Origin of the sequence: Mycobacterium sp. 1465703.0 (assembly GCF_001672975.1) — a bacterium.
Classification (GTDB): domain Bacteria; phylum Actinomycetota; class Actinomycetes; order Mycobacteriales; family Mycobacteriaceae; genus Mycobacterium.
The window spans coordinates 1-24,543 of the sequence record NZ_LZKU01000043.1 but is presented as its reverse complement, the minus strand read 5'-3'; the positions used below and the strand labels follow the sequence as shown (position 1 = coordinate 24,543).

The window sequence follows — 24,543 nt, the reverse complement described above, 5'->3', positions numbered from 1 at the left end:
GTTGCGGTGGCCGGAAATCGACTGCGCACATCCGCTCGACGACGGCACCGCGGGCGTGCTGTACCAATCGATCGACCGGACGGCCGACACCATGGGGCCAGACGCCACCCGGTGGCGGCGCGCCGTGGGCGACCTTGCCGCGAACTTCGACGACCTGGCTCACGATGTGCTGCGCCCGGTGATCAACATCCCGCATCACCCGATTCGCCTCGCCGCCTTCGGGCCGCGAGCGGTGTTGCCGGCCACCGTGATGGCCCGCTGGTTTCGCACCGAGCAGGCACGGGCCCTGTTCGGCGGTCAGGCCGCCCACGCCTACACCCGACTGGACCGCCCGCTGACCACGGCGCTCGGGTTGATGTTCGCCGCCACCGCGCACCGGTACGGCTGGCCGGTTGCCGAAGGGGGATCGGGGTCGATCATCGCCGCCCTGGCCGCCGTCCTGGAAGCGCACGGCGGCACCATCGCCACCGGCGTGACCGTCACCGGCCGGCGCGACATCCCCGACGCCGACATCGTCATGCTCGACCTGAGCCCCGCCGCGGCACTGCGCATCTACGGCGACGCCATGCCCGCCCGCATCAAGCGGTCCTACCGGCGCTACCGCCAGGGATCCTCGGCATTCAAGGTCGACTTCGCCATCGACGGCGACATCCCCTGGACCAACCCCGACTGCCGGCGTGCCGGCAGCGTCCACCTCGGGGGTCCCTTCGCCGAGATCGCCGATACCGAACGTCAACGCGCGCAAGGCAAAATGGCCGAGCGGCCGTTCGTCCTGGTGGGGCAGCAGTACCTGGCCGACCCGTCGCGGTCGTCGGCCAACATCAACCCCATCTGGTCCTACGCCCATGTGCCGTTCGGCTACACCGGCGACGCCACCGCGGCCATCGTCGACCAGATCGAGCGGTTCGCCCCCGGGTTCCGCGACCGCATCGTCGCGACCGCCAGCTTGGGCACCGCCGAACTGGCGGCCTACAACCCCAACTACATCGGCGGCGACATCATCGGCGGCGCCAACGACGGCCTCCAGGTCATCCTGCGGCCGCGCATCTCCACCAACCCATATGCGATCGGCGTGCCGGGTGTCTACCTGTGTTCGCAGTCCACGCCGCCGGGAGCCGGTATCCACGGGCTGTGTGGCTACCACGCCGCCGAAGCGGCGCTGCGCTGGGTGCGCAAGCGCGCTGGCGGGTGATGTTCGGCACACCTTCTGACGTGTGCCGACAGCCAGCCAGCGAAGGCAACGGTCCACACTCTGACCGGCCCGGCAACCGTGCGTGTTGCTGATCTAGGCTGACCACAGGCAGTGTCTAGCGCACATGGAAAAGACATCGAAAAGACGACTCAGGAAATGAGGAGAGACAAGTGACGGTCCGAGTAGGTATCAACGGCTTCGGTCGAATCGGGCGGAACTTCTACCGGGCCTTATTGGCTCAACAGGAGCAAGGCACCGCTGATATCGAGGTGGTCGCGGTCAACGACCTCACCGACAACGCCAGCCTGGCGCACCTGCTGAAATTCGACTCCATCCTGGGCCGCCTGCCCTACGACGTCAGCCTCGAGGGCGACGACACCATCGTGGTCGGCAGCAAGAAGATCAAGGCGCTGGAGGTCAAGGAAGGCCCGGCGGCGCTGCCCTGGGGTGACCTGGGCGTCGACGTCGTCGTCGAATCCACCGGCATCTTCACCAACGCCGCCAAGGCTAAGGGCCACCTGGACGCCGGCGCCAAGAAGGTGATCATCTCCGCGCCCGCGACCGACGAGGACATCACCATCGTGCTGGGCGTCAACGACGACAAGTACGACGGCAGCCAGAACATCATCTCCAACGCGTCGTGCACCACCAACTGCCTGGGACCGCTGGCCAAGGTGCTGCACGACGAGTTCGGCATCGTCAAGGGCCTGATGACCACCATCCACGCCTACACCCAGGACCAGAACCTGCAGGACGGGCCGCACAAGGATCTGCGCCGGGCCCGCGCCGCGGCGCTGAACATCGTGCCGACCTCCACCGGCGCGGCCAAGGCCATCGGCCTGGTGCTGCCGGAGCTGAAGGGCAAGCTGGACGGGTACGCGCTGCGGGTGCCGATCCCCACCGGCTCGGTCACCGACCTCACCGCCGAGCTGAAGAAGTCAGCCACCGCCGACGAGATCAACGCCGCGATGAAGGCCGCCGCCGAAGGGCCGATGAAGGGCATCCTGAAGTACTACGACGCGCCGATCGTGTCCAGCGACATCGTCACCGACCCGCACAGCTCGATCTTCGACTCGGGTCTGACCAAGGTGATCGACAACCAAGCCAAGGTGGTGTCCTGGTACGACAACGAATGGGGCTACTCCAACCGCCTCGTCGACCTGGTCGCCCTGGTCGGCAAGTCGCTGTAAACCGTGGTTGTCCACACTCTGAAAGACCTTCTCGCCGAAGGTATTTCCGGTCGCGGCGTGCTGGTTCGCTCCGATCTGAACGTGCCGCTCGACGACGGGAAGATCACGGACCCCGGCCGGATCATCGCCTCGGTGCCGACGCTGAAGACGTTGGTCGAGGCGGGCGCCAAAGTGGTGGTCACCGCGCACCTGGGGCGCCCCAAGGGCGGACCCGACCCGAAGTTGTCGCTGGCCCCGGTGGCCGCGGCGCTCGGTGAGCAGCTCGGCCGGCACGTCCAACTGGCCGGCGACGTGGTCGGCACCGACGCGCTGGCCCGCGCCGAGGGCTTGACCGACGGTGACGTCTTGCTGCTGGAGAACATCCGCTTCGACGCCCGCGAAACCAGCAAGGATGACGGCGAGCGGCTGGCGCTGGCCAAGCGGCTGGCCGAATTGGTCGGGCCCACCGGAGCATTCGTCTCGGACGGCTTCGGTGTGGTGCACCGCAAGCAGGCCTCCGTGTACGACATCGCCACCCTGCTGCCGCACTTTGCCGGCACGCTGGTCGCCGAGGAGATCCAGGTGCTGGAGCAGTTGACCAGCTCCACCAAACGCCCGTATGCGGTGGTGCTGGGCGGGTCGAAGGTGTCCGACAAGCTCGGTGTCATCGAGTCGCTGGCCACCAAGGCCGACAGCATCGTGATCGGCGGCGGCATGTGCTTCACTTTCCTTGCCGCGCAGGGATATTCGGTGGGCAAATCGCTGCTCGAAGAAGACATGGTGGAAACCTGCCGGAACCTTCTCGACACCTACGTCGACGTGCTGCGCCTGCCGAGGGACATCGTGGTGGCCGAGAAGTTCGCGGCTGACTCACCGCCGCAAACGGTGTCGGCCGACGCCATCCCGGACGACGCGATGGGCCTGGATATCGGACCGGGATCGGTCAAACGGTTCACGGCGCTGTTGTGCAACGCCAGGACCTTGTTCTGGAACGGCCCGATGGGCGTGTTCGAGTTCCCCGCCTTCGCCGCCGGCACGAAGGGTGTCGCCGAGGCCATCGCGGAGGCCACCGGCAAGGGCGCGTTCAGCGTGGTGGGCGGCGGCGACTCCGCGGCCGCAGTGCGCGCGCTGGGCATCCCGGAGGGCGACTTCTCGCACATCTCCACCGGTGGCGGAGCGTCGCTGGAATACCTTGAGGGCAAAACACTTCCGGGTATCGAGGTGTTGAGCCGACCCCAGCCCGACCGCAACCAGGAAGGCCCCTAAGCGTGAGCCGCAAACCGCTGATCGCCGGCAACTGGAAGATGAACCTCAACCACTTCGAAGCGATCGCGCTGGTGCAAAAGATCGCGTTCGCGTTGCCGGACAAGTACTACGACAAGGTCGACGTCGCGGTGCTGCCGCCGTTCACCGATCTGCGCAGCGTGCAGACCCTGGTCGACGGCGACAAACTGCGGCTGACCTACGGCGGGCAAGACCTGTCCGAGCACGATTCGGGTGCCTACACCGGCGATATCAGCGGTGCTTTCCTGGCCAAGCTGGGCTGCACGTTCGTCGTTGTCGGGCACTCCGAGCGGCGGACCTACCACCACGAGGACGACGCGGTGGTGGCCGCCAAGACGGCTGCGGCGCTCAAGCATGAATTGACTCCGATCGTCTGCATCGGCGAGCACCTCGACATCCGCGAGGCCGGAAAGCACGTCAGCCACTGCGAGGAACAAGTGCGCGGCTCGCTGGCCGGGCTGTCCGCCGAACAGATCAGCAAGGTCGTCGTCGCCTACGAACCGGTGTGGGCCATCGGCACCGGGCGGGTGGCCAGCGCGGCCGACGCCCAAGAGGTGTGCGCAGCGATCCGCGCCCAACTCGGCACCCTGGCGTCACCGCAGATCGCCGAGGACGTGCGGGTGCTCTACGGCGGATCGGTGAACGCCAAGAACATCGGTGAGCTCATCGCCCGCGAGGACATCGATGGCGGTCTGGTGGGCGGTGCGTCCCTGGACGGCGAGCAGTTCGCGACGCTCGCGGCGATCGCCGCCGGTGGGCCCCTGCCCTGAGAACGGGCCGGTCCCGGTAGGCTAGCCGTCATGCAGTTGGCTCTACAGATCACCCTGGTCGTCACCAGCATCCTGGTGGTGCTGCTGGTGCTGCTGCACCGCGCCAAGGGTGGCGGCCTGTCCACGCTGTTCGGTGGCGGTGTGCAATCCAGCCTGTCCGGCTCCACAGTGGTGGAGAAGAACCTGGACCGGCTGACGTATTTCATCACCGCCATCTGGCTGGTGTGCATCGTCGGCATGGAACTGCTGATCAAATACCGGTAACGGGCGATAGCTGATTCCGCGCGTTCACATTGCTGCGGTGAGTCTCCACAGTGCTTCGCGGTCGACCGAGCCGGAACGGTCCAGCGGGCTGAGCACGACGTCGGTGGCTCCGGCGTCACGGTAGCGGCGCAACTGGCGTGCGACAGATTCCTCGGGTCCGATTGCGGCGAGGTCGACGACACTGGCGAGGCCCTCTCGGGCGATCACATTGCGATAGGACGGGATGGCCTCATAAAAGCTCAGCTGTTGGGCGGCGGCGGCGCGAGCGCCCTCGACGTCGTCGGACAACAGCACGGGCACCGCGGCGATGACGCGGGGTGCCGGGCGGCCCGCCTCGGCCGCCGCCTTGGTGATTTCGGGCACGATGAATTCTCCGATAGTCCGGGGCCCGGCCAAGTAGGGCAGTGTCCCGTCGGCCAGTTCGCCGGTGACCCGCAATGCCTTGGGGCCCATCGCCGCCACATACACCGGGATCGGTGTACCGCCGGGCACCTGCACCGGCCAGGTGGGGCTGGCGCTGAGTTCGCTGCCATGAAAGTCGACGCCGCCCGTGTTGAACACCGACGCCAGTATCGTCAGGTGCTCGCGTAGCCGGGTGATGGTGTTGGGCCATTCGGTGCCGAACGCGGGACCTTCCACTTGGCGGGCACCCAGTCCCAGCCCCAGGCTGAAGTTTCCGTGCGCGGCGGCCTGCGCCGTTTGCGCCAATGAGGCGATGATCAGCGGGTGGCGGGGGTTGATCGGCACCACCGAGGTGCCCACGCCCAGCCCGGGCACGGCGGCTCCGACGACCGCGGCGAGCGCGATCGCGTCGTAATTCTGCTGCTGGGGCAGCCACACCTGCGCGACCCCGAGCTCGTGGGCCCGTTTGGCTTGGGCTATCACGTCATCGACCAGATTGGGGGCGTCGGGACGGGCCATGAGAATGATTCCGGCGGACATGTTCGCAACCAACACGCTCAGCAGGCCCATCATTCCTGCCAAATCACGGTGATCTGACCCACTGGGCGCCACGGTAATTCGCGGTTGCGGGTGATCCCCGACGGGCGGAAGCCGACATCCGCGTCGATACTGGGTCCCATGGCTGAGGCATTCGACAGCGCGCTGGCACCGATTGGCGCCGTGCAGCGCACCCTGGTCGGTCGTGAGGCGACGGAGCCGATGCGGGCCGACATCAGGCTGCTGGGCACCATTCTGGGCGACACGGTGCGCGAGCAGAACGGGCACGAGGTGTTCGAGCTCGTCGAACGCGCCCGGGTGGAGTCGTTCCGGGTGCGGCGCTCCGAGATCGACCGGGCCGAGTTGGCGCAGATGTTCGACGGCATCGACATCCACCAGGCCATCCCGGTGATCCGGGCGTTCAGCCACTTCGCGCTGCTGGCCAACGTCGCCGAAGACATCCACCGGGAACGTCGCCGGGCGATTCACGTCGCCGCCGGCGAGGCGCCGCAGGACAGCAGCTTGGCCGCGACCTACGCCAAACTCGATCGGGCGCAACTGGATTCAGCCACCGTCGCCGACGCGCTCAAGGGTGCCGTGGTGGCCCCGGTGATCACCGCGCACCCCACCGAGACGCGCCGGCGCACCGTCTTCGTCACCCAGCACCGCATCACCGAACTGATGCGGCTGCACGCCGAGGGGCACCGGGAAACCGACGACGGCCGCAACATCGAACTCGAGTTGCGCCGCCAGGTCCTCACGCTGTGGCAGACCGCACTGATCCGGTTGTCCCGATTACAGATCACCGACGAGATCGAGGTGGGGCTGCGGTATTACGCCGCCGCGTTCTTCAAGGTGATCCCGCAGGTCAACGCCGAGGTCCGGGATGCGTTGCGGACCCGCTGGCCCGACGCCGACCTGCTGGACCAGCCGATGCTGCAGCCCGGCTCGTGGATCGGCGGCGACCGGGACGGCAACCCGAACGTGACCGCCGACGTGGTGCGCCAGGCCACCGGCAGCGCCGCCTTCACCGCGCTGGCGCACTACCTGGCCGAACTGACCGCATTGGAGCAGGAGCTGTCCATGTCGGCGCGCCTGGTCGCGGTGACGCCCGAGCTGACCGAGCTGGCCGAGGGCTGCGCGGAGAAGGCCCGCGCCGACGAGCCGTATCGGCGCGCGGTGCGGGTGATCCGCGCCCGGCTGACCGCGACGGGCGCCGAGATCCTGGACCGGCGACCCCAGCACGAGCTGGATCTGGGGTTGACGCCGTATTCCGTACCGGGCGAGCTGCAGGCCGACCTGGACACCATCGATGCGTCACTGCGTAAGCACGGCAGCGCGCTGCTGGCCGACGATCGCCTGGCGCTGCTACGAGAAGGCGTGCGGGTCTTCGGTTTTCATCTGTGCGGCCTGGATATGCGGCAGAACTCCGACGTGCACGAGGAGGTGGTCACCGAGCTGTTGGCCTGGGCCGGGGTGCATCCGGATTACGGCTCGCTGGCCGAAGACGAGCGGGTCGAACTCCTGGCCGCCGAGCTCGGTACCCGCCGACCGCTGGTCGGCGACCGCGCGGAACTGTCCGACCTGGCGCGCGGCGAGCTGGGCGTGGTGCGTGCGGCCGCGCACGCCATCCAGCGGTACGGACCGTCCGCGATTCCCAACTACGTGATTTCGATGTGCCGCTCGGTCTCCGACGTCCTGGAGGCCGCAATCCTGCTCAAGGAAGCGGGCCTGATCGATGCGTCCGGAGACACGCCGTACTGCCCGGTGGGCATCTCACCGCTGTTCGAGACGATCGACGATCTGCACAACGGTGCGACGATCCTGCATGCCATGCTCGAGCTCCCGCTGTACCGGGCACTGGTGGCGGCGCGCGGCGACAGCCAGGAAGTGATGCTGGGCTACTCCGACTCCAACAAGGACGGCGGCTATCTGGCTTCCAGCTGGGCGGTTTACCGCGCCGAGCTGGCCTTGGTTGAAGTCGCGCGCAAAACCGGAATTCGGTTGCGGCTCTTCCACGGTCGCGGAGGTACCGTCGGCCGGGGCGGCGGTCCGAGCTACGAAGCCATCTTGGCGCAGCCGCCCGGAGCCGTGAACGGCTCGCTGCGGCTCACCGAGCAGGGCGAGGTGATAGCCGCCAAATACGCCGAACCACAAGTGGCGCAACGCAATCTGGAAAGCCTGTTGGCGGCCACGCTGGAGTCCACGCTGCTGGATGTCGAGGGCCTGGGCGACACCGCGGAGCCGGCGTACGCGGTGTTGGACGAAGTGGCCACCCTGGCGCAGCGTGCGTACGCCGAATTGGTGCACGAGACACCGGGTTTCGTGGACTATTTCATGGCTTCCACGCCGGTCAGCGAGATCGGTTCGCTGAACATCGGTAGCCGGCCCACCTCACGTAAACCCACCCAGTCCATCTCGGACCTGCGCGCCATCCCATGGGTGCTGGCGTGGAGCCAATCGCGGGTGATGCTGCCCGGCTGGTACGGCACCGGGTCGGCATTCGAGCAGTGGATCGCCGCGGGCCCGGAAACCGAAACCGAGCGGGTGGACATCCTGCATGACCTCTACCAGCGGTGGCCGTTCTTTCGCAGCGTGCTGTCGAATCTGGCTCAGGTGCTGGCCAAAAGCGACCTCGGCTTGGCGGCGCGTTACGCCGAATTGGTGGACGACGAAGAACTACGCGACCGGGTTTTCGACAAAATCGTCGACGAGCATCGGCGCACCATCGCCATGCACAAGCTCATCACCGGCCAGGACAACCTGCTCGCCGACAACCCTTCGCTGGCGCGTTCGGTGTTCAACCGCTTCCCGTATCTCGAGCCGCTCAACCACCTGCAGGTGGAGCTGCTGCGCCGGTACCGCTCGGGCGACGACGACGAATTGGTGCAGCGCGGCATTCTGCTGACGATGAACGGACTGGCCAGCGCGCTGCGAAACAGCGGCTGATACTTGCGAATCGGTCGCCGGACGGACCCGGTCGCGCCTACCCTGATTGACGCGACATCGACCAAGGAGACCAGTGAGCGGATCCGGACTACCCCTGTGGCTACTTCTGGTTTCAGTCATCGCCGTCGCGATCGCCCTTGCGGTGGTCAGCATCTGGCTGGGAAACCGCATTCTGCCGATACAACGGTATGGGAAAGAACAGAATCCGGCGATCAACTCGTTCGTCATCGTCGTCGGATTCATTTACGGCGCTCTGCTGGGTCTCACCGTGGTGACCAGCTGGGAGCACTTCTCATCCACGCAGGTCGTCGTCTCCGGTGAGGCGTCGGCGCTGACGACGATGTACCGGCAAACCGTCGCGATGCCCGAACCGGAGCGCACCGAAATTCAGGAGTTGTTGCGCAAATACGCGGGCGCGGTGGCCGGCCCCGAGTGGAACAAGCAGCGCAACGACGGCGCACGCGCCGCGATCACCCGGATGTATCGCACTGTCGGTCGCCAGCAGCCCAACATCGCGGCGAAGCCGATCAATCAGCAATTCCTCAATCAGTTGAGCGTGTTGGCTTCCGACCGCAACGAGCGAATCGTGGGCACCAAGCCCCGGATACCCGGGCTGATGTGGGCGGGCCTGATCTTCGGCGCGGTTGTGCTGGTTGCGTTTACCGGTTTGCTGCGGATGGGTAGCACGGTCGGCCACGTCATGGTGTCCAGTACGGTCGCGGTGCTGCTGGGTCTGCTGCTGTGCGTCGTGTTCCAACTCGACCACTCGTATGCGACCCAGCAACGGATCACCTCCGGGCCGTTTCAGCACGCCCTGGACATTTTCGATTCCGTCGACAACGACAGCCGGTACTTCCCGCGCTGAGCATTCACCTTGGCGGCCGCAACAGGGGCCTGGTTATGGTTGGGTCCGGGGGCTTGGCCGCACGGCCGTACGCAGTGGACGTCTATGCAACGGGGAGGGTTGGCATTGCAGACCATCACATTCGGCAAGACAGGGCTTGAGGTTTCCCGGTTGGCCTTCGGTACCTGGGAGTTTTGTAGCGACTGGGGCCATGCCGACGAGGACGCCGCGATCACCATGATCCGCAGCGCCCGCGACCTGGGGATCAATTTCTTCGACACCGCCCAGCAATACGGATTCGGGGCGTCCGAACGCCTGCTCGGGAAGGCTCTGCGCGACGATCTCAAAAAGTCCCGCGACGAGGTGGTGGTCGCCACCAAAGGCGGATTGCGTGCCACCGACCACGGGCTGGTCCGGGACGGCAGCCCGGAATGGCTGAGAAAAGGTGTGGAGTCCAGTCTCAACGCGCTGGGCATCGACCACATCGACGTCTACCTGGTGCACTGGCCCGATCCCAACACTCCGGCTGCCGAGACCGCCGGCGCGCTCGCGGAATTGGTGTCGGAAGGCAAGATTCGGCACGTGGGCGTATCGAATTATCACACCGCGCAGGTGCGGGAGTTTTCCGAGACGCTTCCGGTGGAGGTGGTGCAGCCGCCTTACCACCTGTTTCGTCGCGACATCGAAGCCGAGTTGTTGCCGTACTCCCGCGAGCACGATATCGGGGTGATGGTGTACGGCCCGCTGGCTCATGGTTTGCTGACTGGAACCATGAAGGCCGACACCAGTTTCGCCGCCCAGGACTGGCGCTCCAAGAGCGACATCTTCAGCGGTGACGGCTTCCTGCGTAACCTGGAAGTTGTTGCGCGGCTTGAAAGCCTGGCCGCCGGCCTGGGGATCACCATCAGCCAGTTGGCCATCGCGCGGGCCATCGCGCAGCCCGGTGTGCACGTCGCCATCGTCGGGGCCCAGCACCTGCGTTATCTGCAGGAAAGTGCCCGCGCGGCCGACGTCACCCTGACCGAAGGGGATCTGGTTGCGATCGACGACATTCTCGGGGCGGCGACACCGGTCGGCGGTCCGTACCCTGAGATGCATCAGAAGGCCAGTTAGCTTCAGCCCTTCAGCAACTCGCCGACGTGCGCGGTGACCGATTCGGCGAGAGCTTGCAGGTCGTAACCGCCTTCGAGCACCGCCACCAACCGTCCGCCACAAAGCTTTTCGGCCGACGTCATCAATTCTCTGGTGACCCAGCCGAAGTCGGCGGCCGTCATGGTCAGCGAGGCGAGCGGATCGCGTTGGTGGGCGTCGAAGCCAGCCGACACGATGATCAACTCGGGCGAAAACGCCTGCAGCGCAGGAAGTATCCGCTGCTGAAAGGCCGCGCGTAATTCGGATCCGCCGTCGCCGGGCGCCAACGGAGAATTGAAGACGTTGCCGACCCCGGTTTCTCCTTTCGCACCCGTCCCGGGAAACAGCGGCATCTGATGCGTGGACGCGTAGAGCACACTCGGGTCGGAGTAAAAGATCTGCTGGGTCCCGTTGCCGTGATGGACGTCGAAATCGACGATGGCGACTCGCATCAGCCCATGTTTGCGCTGTGCATGACGCGCGCCGATGCTGATGTTGTTGAACAGGCAGAAGCCCATCGCCCGATCGGTCTCGGCGTGATGGCCCGGCGGGCGGCACGCGACGAACGCATTCTGCGCATCGCCGGTGAGAACCCTGTCCACCGCCTGCAATGTGGCGCCCACCCCGCGCAGCGCCGTCTCCCAGGTGGACGGCTCCATCATGGTGTCCCCGCCGTCGAGGTAGACGTAGCCATGCTCGGGTCGGGCCGCTTCCAGCGCGTCAACGTAGCGATTGGAGTGCACGTAACGCGTCGTCGCGAGGTCGGCGGGCTCGGCCTCCTCACGCACCAGGGTGTCGAACTGCGGCCGGCTCAGCGCCGCTTCCACCGCGCGGTAGCGATCCGGCCGCTCCGGATGCCCGGGAGCCGTCTGGTGGTCGGCGAAGGCGGAGTGGTGCAGCAGCAGCGTGGCCATCGGAAGTCCTGCCGAGGGCTTACTGCCCGGTCCGGTTGCGCAGCCTGTCCACCAAGCCGCGCACCGCGTGCTCGGTGATCGCCAGCGGGGACATCACCGTCTCGCCGACCCGCACCATGTCGTCGACCCGCGCGACGATGGCCTCCACCGGCTCGACCAGCACGATCAACCGCTTGGCCAGATCGTCCAGGCTGGCCATGGTGCCGTCCAGGTGGTCCAGGCCTTGTTCCAGACGCTCCACCGTGGCGTTCAGGGCCGATAGGGAACTGCTGAGCTCCTTCATGGTGTTGCTCAACCCGTCCAGGACGTCTTCGACCTGCTCCACCGTTTTGTCGGCGTTCAACGCGGCTTGGGTGAGCGTCTTGATCCGGCTTCGCTCTTGCCCCGCGCGCACGGTTCTGTCTGCCATGACCGTCATTATGACCCGGCCGCAGCGCACGGGAGCCTAAAGGCATGCACGACGTGCAAGGCGCTACCGCGTTCCAGAAGTTGGTCACGCCACGCCGGACGGGTTCGACGGCAGCTTGGCCGCCGCGTCCTCGTCGAGCAGCCACAGCGTGGTGTCCAGCCCGACCGCCCCGGCGGCCGGAACCGAAACCGGTGCGGCGCCCCCGATGGCCGCGGCCACCGCGTCGGCCTTAGCGCCACCGGACACCATCAACCACACTTCGCGGGAACGCGCAATCGCGGGCAGCGTCAAGGTGATTCGTTGCGGCGGCGGCTTGGGGGAGTCGTCGACCGACACCACCATCCGGGTGGTTTCGAGCACGGCCGGGGTGTCGGGGAACAACGAGTTGATGTGGCCCTCGGGGCCCATGCCGAGCAGGTGCACATCGAAATTCGGAACCGGTTGCCCGGGCGCGGCATTGGCGGCCAGCAACTGCTCGTAGGCGAGCGCTGCGGCGGCGAGGTCGGTGCCGAATTCGCCGTCACTGGCCGGCATCGGGTGCACCTGGCTGGACGGGATATCGATATGGGAGAGCAATGCGGCCCGCGCCTGCTTGTCGTTGCGCTCGTCGTCGTCCTCCGGGACATAGCGCTCGTCACCCCAGAACAGATGCACGCGTGCCCAGTCGATGTCTCGGCCCACCAGCGACTGCAGCAGCCCGATGCCGTTGCCGCCGCCGGTCAGCACGACGAGCGCTCGGCCGCGTGCCGCCACGGCGCTGGCGATGGTGCCGGTCAGTCGCGTGGCGGCGGCTTCGACCAGGGCTTGGCTGTCCGGGAAGATTTCGATGCTGGTGCTCACACGTACTGCACTTTCTCAATGCCTTCAAGCGCTGATTGGTAGATCTCGTCGGGATCCAGCCGGCGCAGGTCCTCGGCGAGACACTCGCCGGTTTCCCTGCGCGCCAACGGAAGCAGGGCGTCCGGTCGGGAGGTCCGGCTCAACGTCGCCGTCCTTCCTTCCTGCGGGCGGCTCAAGACGATGGTTTCGCTGTTGCGCACCAATTCGATCTTGAGCTCGCCGACCGCCCGGCGCACCGGGCCGTCGATCCGGCTGGCCAGCCATCCCGCCAGGACGTCCAGGGCGGGCTCGGTGCCCAGACCGGACACCAGGGCCGACTCGATCGGTTCGTGCGGCGACAGGTCGACGGCTGAGGTGAGCAGCGCGCGCCAGTAGGTGATGCGCGCCCAGGCCAGGTCGGTGTCACCGGCGGTATAGCCGGGCAGCCGGCTCTTGATGGCCGCCAACGGGTCGACCCCGTTGGTGGCGTCGGTGATGCGACGAATAGCCAACCGGCCCAACGGGTCTTGTGCGGGGACCGCCGGGGCGACGTCGGGCCACCAGGCCACTACCGGGATGTCGGGAAGCAGGAACGGGGTGACCACGCTGGCGGCGTGGCCGGACAGCGGCCCGGACAGCCGCAGCACGACGACTTCGCTGGCGCCGGTGTCGCCGCCGGCCCGCAACTGCCCGTCCAGGCGCGGTTTGTCCGCGTAGGGATTGCCCCTCATCGTCACGATGATCCGGCTCGGGTGTTCATGGCTGGCGTCGTTGGCCGCTTCCAGCGACTCTTCTAAGATCTCCTCGCTGTCCGGCGCGATGATCAGTGTCAGCACCCGGCCCATCGTGACGGCACCGACCCGTTCGCGCAGTTCGTCGAGTTTCTTGTTGACCGCCGTGGTGGTGGTGTCCGGCATGTCGATGATCACGATTGCTGCTCCATCAAGGCCGCCGCCATTCCCGACCGGTGCGGTGCAACATCTCGAAGGCCGAGTCCGGGCCCCAGGTACCCGCCTCGTAGGGTTCGGGTTTGCCGCCGGCCGTCCAGTTGTTGAGTGCGGGATCAAGTATGTCCCAAGCCAATTCGACCTCAGCATTGACCGGGAACAGGGACGGCTCGCCGAGCAGCACGTCGAGGATCAGCTGTTCGTAGGCCTCCGGTGATTCCTCGGCGAACGCCGAGCCGTAGGAGAAGTCCATGTTGACGTCGCGGACTTCCATCGCGGTGCCTGGCACCTTGGAGCCGAACCGCAGCGTGACGCCTTCGTCGGGCTGCACCCGGATCACCATGGCGTTGGTGCCCAGCTCGTCGGTCATGGTCGCATCGAACGGCAGATGCGGCGCACGCTTGAAGATCAACGCGATCTCGGTCACCCTGCGGCCCAGGCGTTTTCCGGTGCGCAGGTAGAAGGGCACACCCGCCCAGCGGCGGGTGTCCACCTCGAGCGTGATGGCGGCGAACGTCTCGGTGGTCGAGTCCTTGGCGAACCCTTCTTCGTCGAGCAACCCGACGACCTTCTCACCGCCCTGCCAGCCCGCGGTGTACTGGCCGCGGCTGGTGGTCTCGTCCAGCGGCTGGGCGAGCTGGGTGGCCGAGAGCACCTTGATCTTCTCGGCCTGCAGCGCCAACGGACTGAAGCTGACCGGCTCTTCCATCGCGGTCAGCGCGAGCAGTTGCATCAGATGGTTCTGGATGACGTCGCGGGCGGCGCCGATGCCGTCGTAGTAGCCGGCGCGGCCGCCCAGACCAATGTCCTCGGCCATGGTGATCTGCACATGGTCTACGTAGTGCGCGTTCCAGATCGGGTCGAACAACTGATTGGCGAACCGCAGTGCCAGGATGTTGCGGACCGTCTCCTTGCCCAGGTAGTGGTCGATCCGGAAGACCGCCTCCTCCGGAAAGACCGTGTTGACAGCCTTGTTCAGGGCCTGCGCGCTTTCCAGGTCGTGGCCGAACGGCTTCTCAATGACCACCCGGCTCCACCGCTCGCCCTGCGGGCGCGCCAAACCGGACTTGTGCAACTGCTCGCACACCACCGGAAAGGACTTGGGCGGGATGGCCAGATAGAAGGCGTGGTTGCCGCCGGTGCCCCGCTCGGCGTCCAGCTTGTCCAGGGTCTCGGCCAGCCGGCCGAACGCGTCGTCATCGTCGAAAGCGCCTGGTACGAAACGAAATCCCTCGGCCAGCCGATCCCAGTTCTCCTGCCGGAACGGCGTGCGGCAGTGTTCCTTGACCGCCTCGTGCACCACCTTGCCGAAATCCTGCGTGCTCCAATCCCGGCGGGCGAACCCCACCAGCGAGAAGCTGGGCGGCAGCAGGCCGCGATTGGCCAGGTCGTAAATCGCCGGCATGACCTTTTTGCGGGCCAGGTCGCCGGTGACGCCGAAAATGACCATCCCGCACGGCCCGGCGATGCGCGGGAGCCGCTTGTCGCGCTTGTCCCGTAACGGGTTATGCCACTGTTGCTCGGTGCGGGCTGGGCTCATTTGGAGGCGGAACCCAGCTGCTTCTGCGTTTCCTCCAGCAGCTCGGTCCAGGAATCCACGAACTTCTCCACACCTTCGTTTTCCAGCACCTTGAAGACGTCGGTCAGGTCGATGCCGATCTGGTCCAGCTTGTCGAACACCTGCTGGGCGTCCGAAGCGGTACCGGTGACCGTGTCGCCCTTGATCTCACCGTGGTCGGCGACCGCGTCAATCGTCTTCTCCGGCATGGTGTTTACCGTGTTGGGCGCCACCAGCTCGGTGACGTAAAGGGTGTCGGAGTAGTCGGGGTTCTTGACGCCCGTCGACGCCCATAGCGGTCGCTGAACCCGGGCCCCGTCGGCCTTGAGCGACTGGTAGCGATCACCGCCCTCGAAGACTTCCTGGTAGGCCGCGTAGGCCAGCCGGGCGTTGGCGACCCCGGCCTGGCCCAGCAGCGCCTTGGCATCATCCGATCCGATCTTCTCCAGCCGCTTGTCGACCTCGGTGTCCACCCGGGACACGAAAAACGAAGCAACGGAATGGATTTTGGACAGGTCATGCCCAGCCTGGCGCGCCTTCTCCAGGCCGGCCAGATAGGCATCCATCACCTGACGATGCCGCTCGACGGAGAAGATCAACGTGACATTGACCGAAATGCCTTCCGCGAGAGCGGCGGTGATCGCCGGGATGCCGGCCTTGGTCGCCGGGATCTTGATGAACAGGTTCGGCCGGTCCACGATCTTCCACAGCTCGACGGCCTGCGCGATGGTCTTGTCGGTCTCGCTTGCCAACCGGGGGTCGACCTCGATCGACACCCGGCCGTCGACGCCGTCGGAAGCCTCCCACTCCCGCTTGAGCACATCGCACGCATTGCGCACGTCATCGGTGGTGACGGTGCGAATGGTCGCATCGACATCTGCGCCGCGCTCGGCGAGTTCGGCGATCTGGCCCTGGTAGGCGTCGCCCTCGGCGAGCGCCTTCTGGAAGATCGACGGGTTGGTGGTCACGCCGACGACGCTCTTGGTATCGATGAGCTCCTGCAGGTTGCCCGACCGCAGCCGGTCCCGGGACAGGTCATCGAGCCACACGGAAACCCCCGCGGCGCTCAGGGCCGCGAGGTTAGGGTTCTGAGCGGTCATGTGAATTACCCTTTCCTCAGTTATCCACTACTTCTTCCGCGGCGTTGGCGACGGCTTCGGCAGTGAAGCCGAATTCACGGAATAAGGTTTTGTAGTCGGCGGATTCGCCGTAGTGCTCGATCGAGACGATCTTGCCGGTGTCGCCGACCAGCTTGTGCCAGCTCTGCGCGACGCCGGCCTCGACCGCCACCCGGGCCGACACGGTCGGCGGCAGCACGCTGTCGCGGTAGTCGTCAGGCTGAGACTCGAACCATTCGACGCACGGCATCGAGACCACCCGGGCCACAATGTCCTTGTCGGCCAACAACTTTTGCGCCTCGACCGCGAGCTGGACCTCCGAACCGGTGGCGATCAGCACCACGTCGGGCTCGTCACCGCCGGCGTCGCCGAGGATGTAGCCGCCCCGCGCGACACCGTCCGCGCTGGTGCCCTCGAGCACCGGCAGGTTCTGGCGAGTCAGGCATAGGCCGACCGGGCCGCTGCCGTTGCCGCGGGCCAGGACGGTGCGCCAGGCGTAGGCCGTTTCGTTGGCGTCGGCCGGGCGAACCACCGACAGGTTCGGGATGGCCCGCAGCGCCGCGAGGTGCTCGATCGGTTGGTGGGTCGGGCCGTCCTCGCCCAGCCCGATGGAGTCGTGCGTCCAGACGTAGATGGTGTCGATGTCCATCAACGATGCCAACCGGACTGCCGGGCGCATGTAGTCGGAGAATTGCAGGAACGTGCCACCGTAGGCCCGGGTCGGGCCGTGTAGCACGATGCCGGACAGGATGGCGCCCATCGCGTGCTCGCGCACACCGAAGTGCAGCGTGCGGCCGTACCAGTGCGCCGTGTAGTCCTTGGTCGAAATGGACGGCGGCCCAAAGGAATCAGCGCCCTTGATGGTGGTGTTGTTGCTGCCCGCCAGGTCGGCCGAACCGCCCCACAGCTCCGGCAGTTTCGGTCCGACCTTGTTGAGCACCTCGTTGGAGGCCTTGCGGGTGGCGATCGGGTCGGAGCCGGGTTCCCAGTGCGGCAGGTCGTCGTCCCAACCATCGGGCAGCTCCTCGGCCGTCAATCGGTCCAGCAGTGCCTTGCGTTCGGGTTGCGCCTGCGCCCAGGCGTCGAAATCCGCCTGCCATTTCTCGTGCGCTTCCCTGCCACGATCCACCAACTTGCGGGTGTGGGCGATCACCTCGTCGCGGACCTCGAAGTTCTTGTCCGGGTCGAAGCCGAGGATCTCCTTGACGGCGGCCACTTCCTCGTCGCCCAGGGCCGCGCCGTGCGCCTTGCCCGTGTTCATCAGCTTGGGTGCGGGATAGCCGATGATGGTGCGCAGCGAAATGAACGACGGCCGGTCGGTGGCCGCCTTGGCGTTGGCGATGGCCTCCTCGATCGCGACGACGTTCTCGCCGCCCTCGATTTCCTGCACGTGCCAGCCGTAGGCCCGGTACCGCGCGGCGGTGTCCTCACACAGCGCGATGTTCGTGTCGTCCTCGATGGAAATCTCGTTGTGGTCGTAGAAAACGATCAGGTTGCCCAGCTGCTGGACAGCAGCCAGCGACGAGGCCTCCGAACTGACGCCCTCTTCGATGTCGCCGTCGGAGGCGATCACGTAGATGAAATGGTCGAACGGGCTGGTGCCCGGGGCGGCGTCGGGATCGAACAGGCCCCGCTCGTAACGCGCGGCCATCGCCATGCCCACCGCCGAACCCAGGCCCTGCCCGAGCGGGCCGGTGGTGATCTCAACACCCTTGGTGTGCCGGAACTCTGGATGCCCGGGTGTCTTGGATCCCCAGGTACGCAGCGACTCGATGTCGGACAGCTCCAGGCCGAAACCACCCAGGTACAGCTGCAGATACAGGGTGAGGCTGCTGTGCCCGCAGGACAACACGAACCGGTCGCGGCCCAGCCAGTAGGTGTCGCTGGGGTCGTGCCGCATCGTCCGCTGGAACAGGGTGTAAGCCAGGGGAGCCAGGCTCATCGCCGTGCCGGGATGGCCGTTGCCGACCTTTTGCACCGCATCGGCGGCCAGCACCCGAATGGTGTCGACGGCGGCCGAGTCCAGCTCGGTCCAGTCGTCGGGAAGGCGCGGTTGGGTCAGCGTAGAGATCTCTTCGAGTGTCGTCACAGACTAAGTCCTTGGGGTCCATCGAGCTGATCAATCCCACCCTAGTGCGGGAAGGCCGGCTCTTGCAGCGCAGGATTTTCGGATACCCGCAGCCGGCAGATGTGAAAATTACGCGCCCGTTGAAAGCGCTTAACATTCAGTTCGGAAATCTGGCAAAAAACTGCGGGAATGGACCCGCGGGCGGGCCATCGCCACATCGCGGTCTACCATCGTGTGTAGTAGATGCTGCGCGCCGCTGCGACCCCAAGGAGTTATTGCGTGAGCGTTCGCGGGCGCGCCGCGCCGAGCCAATTGCCAAGCCGAATACAAGGCACGGTGCTGGCTTATCTTGCGCTGACCAAGCCGCGGGTCATCGAACTGCTGCTCGTCACGGCGATCCCGGCCATGCTGCTGGCCCAGCGTGGCACGGTGAACCCGCTGCTGATCATCGACACGCTGATCGGCGGAATGCTGGCCGCCGGGGGCGCCAACACCCTCAACTGCGTGGCCGACGCCGACATCGACAAGGTGATGAAGCGCACCGCCCGCCGCCCGTTGGCGCGGGCGGCGGTGCCCACCCGCAACGCCTTGGTGTTCGGCCTGGTGCTGACGGTGGCGTCGTTCTTCTGGCTGTGGTGGACGACGAACTTGTTGTCCGGGTTGCTGGCTCTGGCCACGATCGCCTTCTATGTGTTCGTCTACACGCTGCTGCTCAAGCGCCGTACCTCGCAGAACGTGGTGTGGGGCGGCGCGGCCGGCTGTATGCCGGTGATGATCGGCTGGTCGGCGGTCACCGGCACCATCGGCTGGCCGGCCCTGGTGATGTTCGCCATCATCTTCTTCTGGACGCCGCCGCACACCTGGGCGCTGGCCATGCGCTACAAGGACGACTACAAGGCGGCCGGCGTGCCGATGCTGCCTGCGGTGGCGACCGAGCGTCAGGTGACCAAGCAGATCCTGATTTACACCTGGTTGACGGTGCTGTCCACGCTGACGCTGGCGCTGGCGACCGGCTGGCTGTACGCGGCGGTCGCCGTGGCGGCCGGGGTGTGGTTCCTGGCGATGGCCCACCAGCTCTACGCCGGGGTCCGGGCCGGCGAGGCGGTCAAGCCGTTGCGGTTGTTCCTGCAGTCGAACAACTACCTGGCGGTGGTGTTCTGCGCGCTGGCGATCGACTCGGCCATCGGGCTGCCGCACCTGTTCTGATTTCCGACCACTTCCGGCCCACCTGTCTCGCCGTGGACCGGCACGCTTGTTGCCCGCCTCTCAGCGACAAGCGCCGTCGCGACGGCATTGTCGCTCGAAGGTGGGCAAGAGTCTCTAGTTCCCCGCCAGGGACCCTGGAGGTGACTGAGGTGACTAGGGCAGCAACACGATCGAACCGGCCGTCTTGCGACCCTGCAGATCCTGGTGGGCCCGGGTCGCTTCGGCTAGCGGGTAGCGCCCGCCGACCTCGACCTTGATGTCACCGCCGGCGATCGCGGCGAACAATTCGTCGGCCCGCCAGCTGAATTCCTGGCCGGTGCGGACGAAATGCGCCAGCGTGGGCCGGGTGAGAAACACCGAGCCGGCGGCGTTGAGGCGCTGCGGGTCGAACGGCGGAACTGGCCCGCTGGCCGCGCCGAACAGTGCCAGCGTGCCCCGGATGGCCAGGCTGGCCAGGCTGGCATCGAAGGTGGTCGCGCCAACGCCGTCGTACACCGCGGCCACCCCGGCGCCGGCGGTCAGTGCGCGAATCCGCTCGGCGAACGCGTTCGCGTCCTCGGGGTAGGGGAGCACCTCGTCGGCGCCGGCTTCCCGGGACAGTCGCTCCTTCTCCGGGGTCGAGACCGTGCTGATCACCCGCGCGCCGAGCAGATCAGCCCACTGCGTCAAGATCAGCCCGACACCGCCCGCACCGGCGTGCACCAGCACGGTGTCGCCCGCCTGCACCGGATACACCGAATGGAGCAGGTAGTGGGCGGTCAGCCCCTTCAACAGCGACGAAGCCGCCACGTCGGCGCTCACGCCGTCGGGCAGCTTGGCAGTCAAATGTGCTGGGGCCGTTGCATATTCGGCATAGCCACCGGAAGCCGCGGCGCTGACCACGCGGTCGCCGACGCTGAAATCGTCGGCACCGTCCCCGAGGGCGGCGACGGTGCCGGCCAATTCGGAGCCGAGGATGAACGGCACCTCCCGCGGATACTGCCCGGAGCGGAAATAGGTGTCGATGTAGTTGACGCCGATGGCCTCGGCCTGGATCAGCACCTCGCCGGGTCCGGGCTTGGGCTCGGAAGTATCGACGTAGCGCAGCACCTCGGGGCCGCCGGTTTCACTGACTTCGATTGCGTGCATGTGCTTATCATGCCCGGGCATGAAACTCGCTCGCCCGGATGTCTTCCATCCCCGCATCGTGCTGGCGGGGTCCGCTGACGTTGCGGGCGGCACGGATGACGACGCCGGGCTGGTGGGCGCCCTGCGCCGGCGCGGTCTGCACGCGCGCTGGTTGGGTTGGGACGATCCGGAAACCGCAAGCGCAGATTTGGTGATACTGCGGGCCACCGCGGATGACCCGCACCGGCGCGACGAATTCCTGGCGTGGACGCGGGCCACGCGACACCTGCTCAACCCTCCCGGCGCGGTGGCTTGGAACCTCGATGAGTGGTATCTGCGTGATCTCGAGGACGACGGGGTGCCGACGATGCGTGACCGGCCGCCGGGCCGGTCCGTGGCCACGTTGATCTTCCTGGGCGGCAACCGGTCCCACGCCTGGCCGGTGGAGCCGGAGTTCGAGTCGTGGGACGTCGGCCACGCCGCGCTGGCAGCGGCGGCCGGCCGCTCAGGAGTCGGCTCTGCCGACCTGCTGTACGCCCGGGCCGACGTGGCCGGGGACCGCCTGGTCAGCCTCGATGTGGTGGCTCCGGCGCTCGGCTGGCGGCGCTTGGATGCCGGCGCCCGCGAGCTCGCCGAACGCCGGTTCGTGCTTGCGGTGGAGTCAGCCTGCGAGCGGCTCGGGCTCGGCCCGCTCTCGCATGGCCGCCCATAGCGCCGCGGTGGCCGCCGTGCATGCCGCGGCGCCGGCAACGTGCAGGGCGACCAGCACGGCCGGCACCCCGGTGTAGTACTGCGCGGTGCCGACGGCGGCTTGCGCCAGCACCAGCACCAATAAGACCGCAAGCCGCAGCATCACGGGCCGGCCGGCGCGCACCGCCAGCAGCCCGAAGCCCAGCCCCACCACCAGCGTCAGATACGAGATCAGCAGCGACGAGTGCAGGTGCACCAGGGTGTCGACTTCGACTCTCAGACGCGGCACCGTCCGGGTAGGACTGCGATCACCGGCGTGCGGGCCGGCGGCCGTCACCAGCGTGCCGGTGACCAGCACCGCGGCCAGATTCAGTCCGGACAGGGCGGTCAGGGCGCGCAGCGGCTTGACCACACGCTCGCGAACCGCTGCCTCATCGGGCTCGCCGACCTTCACGTAGAGCAGCACCGCCAGCCACACCATCGTCATGGAGGTCAGCAGGTGGATGGCCACCGTCCACCACAGCAGCCCGGTGCGCACCGTGATGCCGCCGATCACCGCCTGCACCACGGTGGATACCGGCATCAGCCAGGCATACACCAGTACCTCGCGGCGCCGGCGTGCCCGGGTCACGGCCAGCACGGCCAGGGCCGCGGTGATCACCACGGCGAAAGTGACCATTCGATTGCCGAATTCGACGGCCTGATGGATGCGCGGAACCTCGGCGTGGGCCACCGGGACGAAGCTGCCCGGAAAGCACTGCGGCCAGGTGGGGCAGCCCAGGCCCGACGCGGTGACGCGGACGATCGCGCCGGTGATGGCGATGCCGCCCTGGGTCAGAATGACGGCTGCGGCGATCAGGCGCTGCACACCCAGACTGGGGTTGGGCAGCAGGTCCACCACGCGCAACAGCATCCGTCCAACCACGGCCCGATCCTAAGGCACCGAAAACTACAACCTGTAGTACGTCAGGTGAAGCGGAACCAGCGCAGCGCGCTCAACGCACCCACGGCGCCCCACGCCAACAGGACGATCACTCCGAACCAGTCCACCGACATGGTCATCGCCTGGGATAGCGCCTCGGTGAGCGCGCCCGACGGGGTCAGCCGGGCCGCCCATTTGACGGCCGCCGGAATCATGCCGGTTTCCACGGTCAGCGCGCCCAGTCCGGCGAAGACGAACCACATCAGGTTGGCGACCGCCAGCACGATCTCGGCCCGCAGCGTTCCGCCGAGCAGTAGCCCCAGCGCCGCGAAGACCACGGTGCCCAGCGCGATGACCGCCGCACCCAGCGCCAGGGCAGCCGGCGTGGGTCGCCAACCGAGCGCAAAACCGATGGCGCCCAATAGAATTGCCTGCAAAAACACCACGGTGACCACCGCCAGCGACTTGCCCGCGATGATCCCCCACACCGGCAGCGGGGTGGCCCCGAGCCGCTTGAGTGCGCCGTAGCGCCGGTCGAAGGCGACCGCGATCGCCTGCCCGGTGAACGCCGTCGAGATCACCGCCAGCGCCATGATGACCGGGGTGAAGGTGGCCGCGCGGTGCTGGCCGAACGAGCCGAGCGGCAACAGGGTGAGCCCGACCAGCAGCGTGATCGGAATGAACATGGTCAGCAGCAGTTGTTCGCCGTTGCGCAGCAGCAGCTTGAGCTCCAAACCGAACTGCGCGGCAAGCATTTTCGGCACCGCGCTGGGCCGCGGATCCGGGGCGAAGGTGCCCGGGGGGAACAGGTTCGATTGAGGCTCGTTGTCCGTCAAGGCCGTAACTTCCTGCCGGTGAGGTCGAGGAACACATCCTCGAGGCTGCGTTGCTCGACGCGCATGTCGGTGGCCAGCACGTCGATTCGCGCGCACCACGCGGTGACGGTGGCCAGCACCTGCGGGTCCACGTGACCCTCGACCAGGTACTCGCCCGGCGTCACTTCGGTGGCTTTGTAATCCTCCGGCAGTGCCGAGGACAACAGCGACAGATCGAGGCGCGGCGGTGCGCTGAATCGCAACTGGTCTTTGGCCCCGCTGCGCATCAGCTCGGTGGGCGTGCCGGAGGCCACGGTCTTCCCGTGGTCGATGATCACCAGCCGGTCGGCGAGTTCCTCGGCCTCCTTGAGTTGATGTGTGGTCAGCACCACCGTCACGCCGTCGCGGCGCAGCGCGTCGATGAGTTCCCACACCAGCAGCCGGGCGTGGGCGTCCATACCGGCAGTGGGCTCGTCGAGGAACACCAGTTCGGGGCGGCCGACCAGCGCACAGGCCAGCGCCAACCGCTGTTGCTGGCCGCCGGAGAGCCGCCGGTAGGTGGTGCGGGCGGCGTCGGTGAGGCCCAGCGTGTCCAGCAGCCAGGCCGGATCCAGCGGGTCGGCGGCGTAGGCCGCCACCAGGTTGAGCATTTCTCCGGCCCGGGCCGCGGGGTAGCCGCCGCCGCCCTGCAGCATCACCCCGATCCGCGCGCGCAGCCGCGCGTTGTCGGCGATCGGGTCCAGGCCGAGCACCTCGATGGTGCCGGCGTCCGGGCGCACGAAGCCCTCGCACATTTCGATCGTCGTGGTCTTGCCGGCGCCGTTGGGGCCGAGCAGGGCCAGCACCTCGGCGGCGTGCACCTCGAGATCGAGGTTGGAGACGGCCTCCACCGCCGTTGCGCCGGACCCGTATTTCTTGGTGACTCCGCGTAGCCGCACCACTGTGTCGGGGGATTCGCGGACGTTAAAGGCCGAGCTCACGTGGAATCAGCGTAGGCGTCATGGGCCGGCGTCGACCCGGGGGTCGACGTCCCGGGGGTTGACGTGGTGTCCGGCCGGGTCGCCGCGTCGGTGCCCGGTTGGCCGTTGGTTTCGGCGCCCTGGGCCGGCAGGCGGCGCCAGGGCAGCCGCGTGTAGGTCAACGCGATCAGCACGGCCACGATCACGGTGCTGGCCAGGGTGGCGTCCACTATCTGGAACAGCGCGAACCGGTCGCCGTTGGCGGTCGGGCCGAAGATGCCGACGACCAGGCTGATCACGATCGCGGCCACCCGGAAGCCGGTACGGGTTGCCCAGGCGGCCAGCGGAATGATCGCCCACAGCAGATACCAGGGCTGCACCACCGGAAACAGCAGCACCGTGATGCCCAGCGCGACGCCCAGCCCGCCGATGGGGTGCAGCCGGCCACGGAAGACGGCCAGCAGCAACC

Annotated in this window: 23 protein-coding genes; 10 read left to right on the top strand and 13 right to left on the bottom strand. The window is 67.1% G+C overall.

The annotated features are described in order from the left end of the window. The 5 genes from A5625_RS03790 to secG all read left to right on the top strand — a co-directional run. Positions 1–1,192 (top strand): NAD(P)/FAD-dependent oxidoreductase (locus tag A5625_RS03790; RefSeq protein ID WP_066989182.1); only part of this gene is annotated, 1,192 nt, incomplete at its 5' end. Positions 1,193–1,362: 170 nt separating this feature from the next. Beyond that, on the top strand, positions 1,363–2,382 hold the full coding sequence (gene gap, locus A5625_RS03785; RefSeq protein WP_066989180.1) for a type I glyceraldehyde-3-phosphate dehydrogenase: 1,020 nt from the start codon (positions 1,363–1,365) through the stop codon (positions 2,380–2,382). Positions 2,383–2,385: 3 nt separating this feature from the next. Then, complete coding sequence (gene pgk / locus A5625_RS03780; protein ID WP_066989178.1) at positions 2,386–3,627, top strand: phosphoglycerate kinase; 1,242 nt, start codon at positions 2,386–2,388, stop codon at positions 3,625–3,627. Between the two features lie 2 nt (positions 3,628–3,629). Further along, a complete protein-coding gene (gene tpiA / locus A5625_RS03775) occupies positions 3,630–4,415 on the top strand; it encodes a triose-phosphate isomerase (protein WP_066989175.1) in 786 nt (261 codons plus the stop codon). Between the two features lie 30 nt (positions 4,416–4,445). Next, positions 4,446–4,679, top strand: a complete 234-nt coding sequence (gene secG / locus A5625_RS03770) for a preprotein translocase subunit SecG (protein ID WP_065054303.1) — start codon at positions 4,446–4,448, stop codon at positions 4,677–4,679. 24 nt (positions 4,680–4,703) lie between these two features. Here the strand turns inward: secG and A5625_RS03765 are convergent, their stop codons facing one another. Continuing rightward, complete coding sequence (locus A5625_RS03765; protein ID WP_066989188.1) at positions 4,704–5,621, bottom strand: LLM class F420-dependent oxidoreductase; 918 nt, start codon at positions 5,619–5,621, stop codon at positions 4,704–4,706. Positions 5,622–5,759: 138 nt separating this feature from the next. Here A5625_RS03765 and ppc point away from each other — a divergent pair, with 138 nt between their 5' ends. The 3 genes from ppc (at position 5,760) to A5625_RS03750 (ending at position 10,524) form a co-directional block, all read left to right on the top strand. Next, positions 5,760–8,567 carry a phosphoenolpyruvate carboxylase gene (gene ppc, locus A5625_RS03760; protein WP_066989173.1) on the top strand — a complete coding sequence of 936 codons (2,808 nt, stop codon included), beginning with the start codon at positions 5,760–5,762 and terminating at the stop codon, positions 8,565–8,567. Positions 8,568–8,640: 73 nt separating this feature from the next. After that, positions 8,641–9,432, top strand: coding sequence for a DUF4239 domain-containing protein (locus A5625_RS03755; protein ID WP_066989172.1), 792 nt, complete (start codon positions 8,641–8,643; stop codon positions 9,430–9,432). A 105-nt stretch (positions 9,433–9,537) separates the two neighbouring features. Then, entirely contained in the window at positions 9,538–10,524 is a 987-nt protein-coding gene (locus A5625_RS03750) for an aldo/keto reductase (protein ID WP_066989186.1), read from the top strand. A 2-nt stretch (positions 10,525–10,526) separates the two neighbouring features. Here A5625_RS03750 and A5625_RS03745 read toward each other — a convergent pair whose 3' ends face one another. The 7 genes from A5625_RS03745 to tkt form a co-directional block, all read right to left on the bottom strand. Then, a complete protein-coding gene (locus tag A5625_RS03745; protein ID WP_066989170.1) occupies positions 10,527–11,456 on the bottom strand; it encodes a histone deacetylase family protein in 930 nt (309 codons plus the stop codon). A gap of 19 nt (positions 11,457–11,475) precedes the next feature. Next, entirely contained in the window at positions 11,476–11,874 is a 399-nt protein-coding gene (locus A5625_RS03740; protein WP_066989168.1) for an ATPase, read from the bottom strand. A 75-nt stretch (positions 11,875–11,949) separates the two neighbouring features. After that, positions 11,950–12,705: a 6-phosphogluconolactonase gene (pgl, locus tag A5625_RS03735; RefSeq protein ID WP_066989166.1), complete on the bottom strand. Its 756-nt coding sequence runs from the start codon at positions 12,703–12,705 to the stop codon at positions 11,950–11,952. After that, complete coding sequence (gene opcA / locus A5625_RS03730) at positions 12,702–13,613, bottom strand: glucose-6-phosphate dehydrogenase assembly protein OpcA (protein ID WP_066989164.1); 912 nt, start codon at positions 13,611–13,613, stop codon at positions 12,702–12,704. Before opcA ends, pgl begins: the two co-directional genes overlap by 4 nt. Positions 13,614–13,626: 13 nt before the next feature. Next, on the bottom strand, positions 13,627–15,171 hold the full coding sequence (zwf, locus tag A5625_RS03725; RefSeq protein WP_066989161.1) for a glucose-6-phosphate dehydrogenase: 1,545 nt from the start codon (positions 15,169–15,171) through the stop codon (positions 13,627–13,629). Next, positions 15,168–16,289 carry a transaldolase gene (tal, locus tag A5625_RS03720; protein ID WP_066989159.1) on the bottom strand — a complete coding sequence of 374 codons (1,122 nt, stop codon included), beginning with the start codon at positions 16,287–16,289 and terminating at the stop codon, positions 15,168–15,170. The genes zwf and tal overlap by 4 nt, the downstream gene beginning before the upstream one ends. 16 nt (positions 16,290–16,305) lie before the next feature. After that, positions 16,306–18,396 carry a transketolase gene (gene tkt / locus A5625_RS03715; RefSeq protein WP_066989157.1) on the bottom strand — a complete coding sequence of 697 codons (2,091 nt, stop codon included), beginning with the start codon at positions 18,394–18,396 and terminating at the stop codon, positions 16,306–16,308. Positions 18,397–18,654: 258 nt separating this feature from the next. Between tkt and A5625_RS03710 the strand changes: the two genes are divergently transcribed. Further along, the gene (locus A5625_RS03710; protein ID WP_066989155.1) at positions 18,655–19,581 is read left to right on the top strand and encodes a heme o synthase; all 927 of its coding nucleotides are present in this window, start codon (positions 18,655–18,657) and stop codon (positions 19,579–19,581) included. 153 nt (positions 19,582–19,734) lie between these two features. On the opposite strand, the gene A5625_RS03705 is transcribed toward A5625_RS03710, so the two are convergent. After that, positions 19,735–20,709, bottom strand: a complete 975-nt coding sequence (locus tag A5625_RS03705; protein ID WP_066989153.1) for a quinone oxidoreductase — start codon at positions 20,707–20,709, stop codon at positions 19,735–19,737. 19 nt (positions 20,710–20,728) lie between these two features. Here A5625_RS03705 and A5625_RS03700 point away from each other — a divergent pair, with 19 nt between their 5' ends. Continuing rightward, positions 20,729–21,400 (top strand): hypothetical protein, encoded by a 672-nt coding sequence (locus A5625_RS03700; protein WP_066989150.1) that lies wholly within the window; start codon positions 20,729–20,731, stop codon positions 21,398–21,400. On the opposite strand, the gene A5625_RS03695 is transcribed toward A5625_RS03700, so the two are convergent. The 4 genes from A5625_RS03695 to mptB all read right to left on the bottom strand — a co-directional run. Beyond that, positions 21,350–22,291, bottom strand: a complete 942-nt coding sequence (locus A5625_RS03695; RefSeq protein ID WP_197515955.1) for a heme A synthase — start codon at positions 22,289–22,291, stop codon at positions 21,350–21,352. The genes A5625_RS03700 and A5625_RS03695 overlap by 51 nt on opposite strands. Before the next feature lie 53 nt (positions 22,292–22,344). Then, complete coding sequence (locus A5625_RS03690; protein ID WP_232003396.1) at positions 22,345–23,055, bottom strand: ABC transporter permease; 711 nt, start codon at positions 23,053–23,055, stop codon at positions 22,345–22,347. Positions 23,056–23,132: 77 nt separating this feature from the next. Next, positions 23,133–24,095 (bottom strand): ABC transporter ATP-binding protein, encoded by a 963-nt coding sequence (locus tag A5625_RS03685; protein ID WP_197515954.1) that lies wholly within the window; start codon positions 24,093–24,095, stop codon positions 23,133–23,135. Next, positions 24,092–24,543, bottom strand: a 452-nt coding sequence (mptB, locus tag A5625_RS03680; RefSeq protein ID WP_197515953.1) for a polyprenol phosphomannose-dependent alpha 1,6 mannosyltransferase MptB, incomplete at its 5' end; no start/stop codon positions are given. The genes A5625_RS03685 and mptB, both read right to left, overlap by 4 nt.